The organism is Microcystis sp. LEGE 08355, from assembly GCF_015207185.1.
Taxonomy (GTDB): Bacteria; Cyanobacteriota; Cyanobacteriia; order Cyanobacteriales; family Microcystaceae; genus Microcystis; species Microcystis panniformis.
On sequence record NZ_JADEXI010000252.1, the window covers coordinates 1 to 6,511 of the forward strand.

A 6,511-nucleotide genomic window follows, 5' to 3' on the forward strand; every position below is an offset into this window, starting at 1 on the left:
CAACGATACAATCATAGCTAGTCAATTGGAGATTTGTCATGATTTTAGCTCCACAGAGTATTTTATAATTAACAATTATTATTCTCCCCGATTTTTCCCTCAGTTTCTCTATCCATTGGCTCTTTTGATTAATTTATCTGCTGCCATCAATGTTTGATCTTTTTAGCGATCGCTTAAGCCAACACCTAGAACAAATTGTCCGAGAAAGAAACCCTTTTTTCTCTAGTCAAGGACATTTTTATGTGCGAGAATACCTGCGGCAAGAGTTAGGCAATTGGGGAAAGGTTGAATCACATTTTTTCTCATTTCAGGGAAAAACTTACGAAAATTTAATCTTGGATTTGCCTAACAACAGTCAAAAACCCCCGATTTTAATTGGCGCTCATTATGACACGGTGCCGGGGTCGCCGGGGGCCGACGATAACGCCACGGGATTAGCGGTATTATTAGAATTAGCGAGGTTTTTTGGGGAGAATCAGGCTAATTATCCAATTCGTTTAATTGCCTTCGATCTAGAAGAATACGGATTACTGGGGAGCATTGCCTACGCAGAAAAATTAAAACAAACTAAGCAGGATTTAAGGTTAATGTTATCCTTAGAAATGCTCGGTTACTGTGATAAAAATCCCCATTCTCAAAAATATCCAGCTTTTCTAGAATATTTTTACCCCAACACTGGGGATTTTATCGCTTTGATTGGCAATCTCAAAACCCGCGAGGATTTGAAGTTTCTTAGTCGAGTCATGAGAGAAAATCAGACTCCCTGCGAATGGTTGCCGGTAATTTTTGGAGGTTATATCGTCCCCGATACTCGACGCAGCGATCATTCTCCTTTTTGGAGTCGCGGTTATTCGGCAATTATGGTGACAGATACGGCTAATATGCGTAATCCCTATTATCATAGTTATCGGGATACAATCGCTACTTTAGACTTAAATTTCCTAACAAGAGTGTGTCAAGGTCTTTGTTTTGGATTGCAATCTTTACCGATGAGATGAAAGCAGACTACGGGGGAATTTTTCGCCGCACTAAAGCTCTGCAAGAATTATCACTTTAAGCGGTGACATTTTCTGTTTCTGCTGGTTGAATTTCCGGCATTTCTACTTTAATTAAACTCACTCTAGCACGATAAAGTAGTTTTTCCCCATGACGATAGCCCCGATAACGCACTAGAACTTGTGTACCTATTTCCGCTTGACCATCGATCAATTGATGGATTTGCGGATCGTAACCGACATGATCACCAACACTGTGAATTGGTTGCACTCCCCAGCGCTCCAGTAACTGCATAATCGGTTTAACTAGGGAGAGGATTTTGACGGCTGCTAGGTCGGGATTTTTGCGGGCAACGGCCTCGGCCGTAGGCCATTGAACTAACCAAGATTCGATCGCTTCGATGCTTTGACGTTGAAATTCTGCGGCTAATTCTTCTTTTTGCTTGTCTAATTTTTGCTGTAAATTCTGATACTCTTGTTCGAGAATTTTTGATTCCCCTGAACGATCCTCTGGCTGCATAGTCGGGATTTGAAAATGAGCGAGGAGATCGCTAACTGGCAGCTGCAGCGCATTAGCTAATTTCACCAAAGATTCAGAGGATAATTTGGCGATTAAACCATGGCGAACTCTCTGCAATTGCCAAGAAGATAGACCCGATAACCGACTCAATTCTTCCAGATTTTTACAGCCAATTTCTGCCATTAACTGCTCTAATTTTTGCCGATGATATTTATATAAGGACTCATTCATGGGACTTCTCAGCTTAAGCGATATGTTTAGCTAAAACGGATTTAGGAGCGCGACGAACTCGACAGAGAATTGTTTCTTTACCGAGACGCTGATGAGCGGCAAAGCGATGGCAACCGGAAAAACCGTAGTATTGACCATCCACCTCCAAAACATCGATCGGCTCTCGTAATCCCTCCTCAGCGATCGATTGCATCAACTGATTAACTTTTTCGGGATCGGTTTGTCGCGGTAAAGGACGACGAATTTGGGACAGAGGAATGTTTTTAATTTCCATACTGTCTTTACTATAGCACATTTAGGCTAAACTGAAGATAAGTTGACTCGGTTGCTGATGCACTGGTCTGCCTCGCTGCCGGTAGTTTTCTAGCCACAGACAAGATTCTATCACCCAATCCTCTCCTTTTCTGACTATGACTATTCCTCCTATCAATGAAAAAATTATCCGGCAAAATAGCACCAATGCTTCCTATCAGCGCGGTCAATATTATTACGATAGCGGTGCAGTTATTTCTCTTTGGCAACGGGGGCAAAATCTACAAGCTTTAGTGAGTGGTAGTGAGGTTAAACCCTATCGAGTTGCTATCGATTTTAACCAAGAAAACCTTGAGAATGTCTCCTGTTCCTGTCCCTACGATTATGAGGGTTGGTGTAAGCATATTGTGGCGGTTTTATTAACCTGTTCTCGTCATCCAGAATTCATTATTAAAAAAGCATCCTTAGAGGAATTATTGACACCGATCAATGAAAGTAAATTAAGAAAATTGCTTAATCATTTAGTGGCTAAACACCCAGAAATTATCGAGACAATTGATAAGTTTTTATTTCCAGATACCCCAGTCAATAAAGCGGCAGGGAAGATAACTATTAATGTCAAAGCTTATCGTAATACTGTCCGTAATGAACTGCGGCAATCCCTGCGAGCGATCGAAGAAGATTACTACGAAGAAGATCCAATTTCTGATGAAATTTATGCCCTAGTGGATGAGGCTAAAGATTATTATCAAAAGGGAGAACCAGATAATGCGATCGCTATTTTAGAAGCAATTATTAGCGCCTGTATCGAGGAATGGGATGATTTAGAAGATTACGGTGCTGTCAATGATGATTTAAGTGCTAGAATCGATCGAGTTTTAACTGCGGCAATTTTAAGCAAGGAATTTAATCCCCAAGAAAAGCAAGATTTAAGGGAAAAAATCGAGCAATGGCAGCATGAATGGAGTGCCGATTTTGAGATGAGTTTAGCAGCCTTACAACAGGGATGGGACGATCCAGTTTTAGAGAAGATTTTACGGGGAGAATCGGCTAATTTTTCAGAAATGTGGTCAGGGAATATCCCCGATTATGCCCAAACATTAACTTCTATTCGCTTAGAAATTTTCGAGCAACAGGAAAAAGATCAGGAGTATTTGAATCTAGCTTTAGCTTCAGGACAAGTGGTAGAATACCTAACTAAGTTAGTCTATCTTGATCGCATTGATGCAGCGATGGCGGCGGCAAAAAATATGATAACTAAAAACGATGAAGCCTTCTTTTTTGCCAAAGCTTTACGGGATGAATCCGCACCAGAATCCGCTCTCATAATTGCCAAGGGTGGTCTAAATTTCCCTGGAAATTATTATTATCAATTAGCTCTCTGGACAAGTGAACTAGCAGAATCTTTAGGGGATATAGATATAGCTTTGGCTGCTAGAATTAAGGCATTTCAAGACCAACCTTCCTTTTCCCATTACCAAAAAATTGAGTCTTTAGCTGGGGAAGATTGGCCCGATTTAAAATTAGACTTGTTAGATTACTTGCGCGAGTTTAGCGGTGGACGTTCCACAGAGGCTAAAATCGATATATTTCTCCACGAAAATTTAGTTATAGATGCAATTAAACTTATTTCTGATCATTCCTATGTGCAGTCTCACCTAATTTGGCGGATAATGGATGCGGCTGCTACCGTCGATCCTAACTGGGTAATCGATCGCGCGTGTCCTCCTGCGGAAAAGATACTCGACGAAAAAAAGGCTGACCGCTATCAAGAAGCGATTAAATGGCTGAAAAAAGCTCGTAATGCCTTTTATATGTCGGGAAGACGGGAAGAATGGCAAACTTATCGGGAAAGTTTAATTAAGGAACACGGACGCAAATCGAAATTTATGGGGTTATTTAAACATCAGGATTTACAATAATTTAAGCTTCTAAGCTAAGACCCATTTTAACCGCCTATCCTTAGAGCAGCTGAATCTCCCCCACCCCCCCTACCCCCCGACATCGGGGGGGGTTGCCTCTTGCCTCATCTCCACAAGCAATTTAAATACTTAACAGCTTCGCCGTCAGTTATCGGCTGGAATTAGGCTCTTTTTAGCTTGTAGAGCAGGAATTGTCCTAATCTTAGACCTAGTGATATTTCGACGCAAAGTAGAGTATAATGGAAGATTGGTCTAAACTTATCTCCAGACTACTTATACTGAATATTCATTGTCAAAAAATATGACTGAAACTATTCGCTTTTTGATGTGTTCTCCCGATCATTACGATGTGGATTATGTGATTAATCCCTGGATGGAGGGCAACATTCACAAATCTTCCCAGGAAAAAGCTAGGCAACAATGGCAGCAGCTTTATCATGTTCTCAAAGATCGGGCGCTCGTGGATTTAGTCACACCAGAAAAAGGCTGGCCCGACATGGTTTTTACCGCTAATGCAGGTTTAGTTCTGGAAAAAACTGTCGTTCTCAGTCGCTTTTTACACAAAGAAAGACAGGGAGAAGAACCCTATTTTAAACAGTGGTTTGAAGATAACGGTTTTACAGTTCACGAACTGCCCAAAGATTTACCCTTTGAAGGTGCAGGAGACGCACTATTAGATCGGGAAGGACGTTGGTTATGGGCAGGATATGGCTTCAGAACCGAGTTAGATTCCCACCCTTTAATCGCTAAATGGCTCGATATCGAGGTTTTATCCCTACGTTTAATCGATGAACGTTTTTATCACCTTGATACTTGTTTTTGTCCCCTTAGTGGCGGTTATCTCCTCTACTATCCTGATGCTTTTGATGCCTATTCTAATCGATTAATTGAGTTAAAAATTCCCGAAGAAAAACGGATTATCGTTGAAGAAGCAGATGCGGTTAACTTTGCTTGTAATGCAGTAAATATCGGTCAAGTAATCGTCATGAATAAAATTAGTGACGACTTACAACATAAGTTAGCGTCAAAAGGCTTTGAAGTGGTACAAACTCCTCTGACGGAGTTCTTAAAAGCAGGGGGAGCGGCCAAATGTTTAACCCTGCGTACCACCGAACCCCTAATTCCAGACCATCACGCTAATGTCACCATTGAAAGTCGCATTCTCCAGCTAGAAGGTCATCTGCTCGACGCGGGAATTATGAATAAAGCTCTCGATGTTGTGGTGGGAAATGGCGGCAGTTTCAAGGTTTTAAACTTCACCTTAGGGATTGAGCGCCAAAGTACCTCCTCGGCCGAAGTGCGCGTTTCTGCACCCTCTCACGAGGTAATGGAGGAGATCATGGTACAATTGATCGACCTCGGTGCGGCCGCTCGTCCTCAAGAAATCTGTGATGTCAATACCGCATTGGTGGCACAAGATGGGGTCGCTCCCGATGATTTTTATGTCAGCACCATCTATCCCACGGAAGTGCGGGTTAACTGTGAATGGGTGCGGGTGGAAAATCAACGCATGGATGCAGCCATCGTCGTCACTGAAAGTCCGGAAGGCAAAACGGCAAAATGTACTCTGCTGCGGGATTTAAAAGCTGGCGATCGCGTTATGGTGGGAGTTGAGGGCATCCGTACTATCCGACAGGCGGAATCCAGGGAACAACGCAACAGCACCCAGGAATTTACCTTTATGGGTGCGGGGGTTTCCAGCGAGCGCCGAGTCGAGTTAACCGTGGAGCAGATTGCCTGGGAAATGCGCCAAATTCGCGACCAGGGCGGTAAAGTGGTAGTAACGGCAGGTCCGGTGGTCATTCACACTGGAGGAGCGCAACATCTCTCCCGTTTAATCCGCGATGGTTACGTTCACGCTTTACTGGGGGGAAATGCGATCGCAGTTCACGACATGGAACAGGCGATCATGGGTACTTCCTTAGGGGTAGATATGCAGAAAGGCATCCCGGTGCGCGGTGGCCATCGTCACCACCTTAAGATTATCAACCTCATCCGTCGCCACGGCAGCATCGCCAAAGCTGTATCGGCCGGGGTATTGACAAAAGGCGTAATGTATGAATGCGTCAAGAATAATGTCCCCTTCAGTTTGGCCGGTTCAATTCGCGATGATGGTCCGCTTCCGGATACGGAGATGGATTTAATTAAAGCACAGGAAGAATATTCCCGCTTAATTCAAGGTGCAGACATGATTCTTATGCTCTCTAGTATGCTCCATTCCATCGGTGTGGGCAATATGACACCGGCGGGGGTAAAAATGGTCTGTGTTGATATTAACCCGGCCGTGGTGACAAAATTAAGCGATCGAGGTTCCGTAGAATCCGTGGGTATCGTCACCGATGTGGGTTTATTCCTGAGTCTGTTAACCCAACAGTTGGATAAGTTAACCCGTCCCTTGGTAGAAACGGTTTAAAACCGCAAGTAAATCCTCTAGAGACGTTTCTAGAAGCGTCTCTTTTTTAATTATTCCCATAATTGGCGATACTGCCGATCAGATGCTATCAATGAACCTTCTAAAAAACAAAGAAAAAATTCGTTTTATTGACCTCTTTTGTGGTTTGGGAGGGTTTCGAGTGGCAATTGCACAAGTT

The 6,511-nt window shown here is 43.1% G+C and carries 5 protein-coding genes; 3 read left to right on the forward strand and 2 right to left on the reverse strand.

All coding sequences use genetic code 11. From position 1 onward, the window contains the following. Positions 1–149: 149 nt before the first annotated feature. Complete coding sequence (locus IQ242_RS13605) at positions 150–998, forward strand: M28 family metallopeptidase (protein WP_193960330.1); 849 nt, start codon at positions 150–152, stop codon at positions 996–998. A 55-nt stretch (positions 999–1,053) separates the two neighbouring features. On the opposite strand, the gene IQ242_RS13610 is transcribed toward IQ242_RS13605, so the two are convergent. Then, positions 1,054–1,746, reverse strand: coding sequence for a helix-turn-helix domain-containing protein (locus IQ242_RS13610; protein WP_193960331.1), 693 nt, complete (start codon positions 1,744–1,746; stop codon positions 1,054–1,056). A gap of 13 nt (positions 1,747–1,759) precedes the next feature. After that, positions 1,760–2,041, reverse strand: a complete 282-nt coding sequence (locus tag IQ242_RS13615) for a ParB N-terminal domain-containing protein (RefSeq protein ID WP_002763410.1) — start codon at positions 2,039–2,041, stop codon at positions 1,760–1,762. Between the two features lie 115 nt (positions 2,042–2,156). On the opposite strand from IQ242_RS13615, the gene IQ242_RS13620 reads away from it, so the two are divergent. Both IQ242_RS13620 and IQ242_RS13625 read left to right on the forward strand, forming a co-directional pair. Continuing rightward, positions 2,157–3,920: an SWIM zinc finger domain-containing protein gene (locus IQ242_RS13620; protein ID WP_193960332.1), complete on the forward strand. Its 1,764-nt coding sequence runs from the start codon at positions 2,157–2,159 to the stop codon at positions 3,918–3,920. A 301-nt stretch (positions 3,921–4,221) separates the two neighbouring features. Then, on the forward strand, positions 4,222–6,333 hold the full coding sequence (locus IQ242_RS13625) for a TIGR00300 family protein (protein WP_193960333.1): 2,112 nt from the start codon (positions 4,222–4,224) through the stop codon (positions 6,331–6,333). The last annotated feature ends 178 nt before the right edge of the window (positions 6,334–6,511 follow it).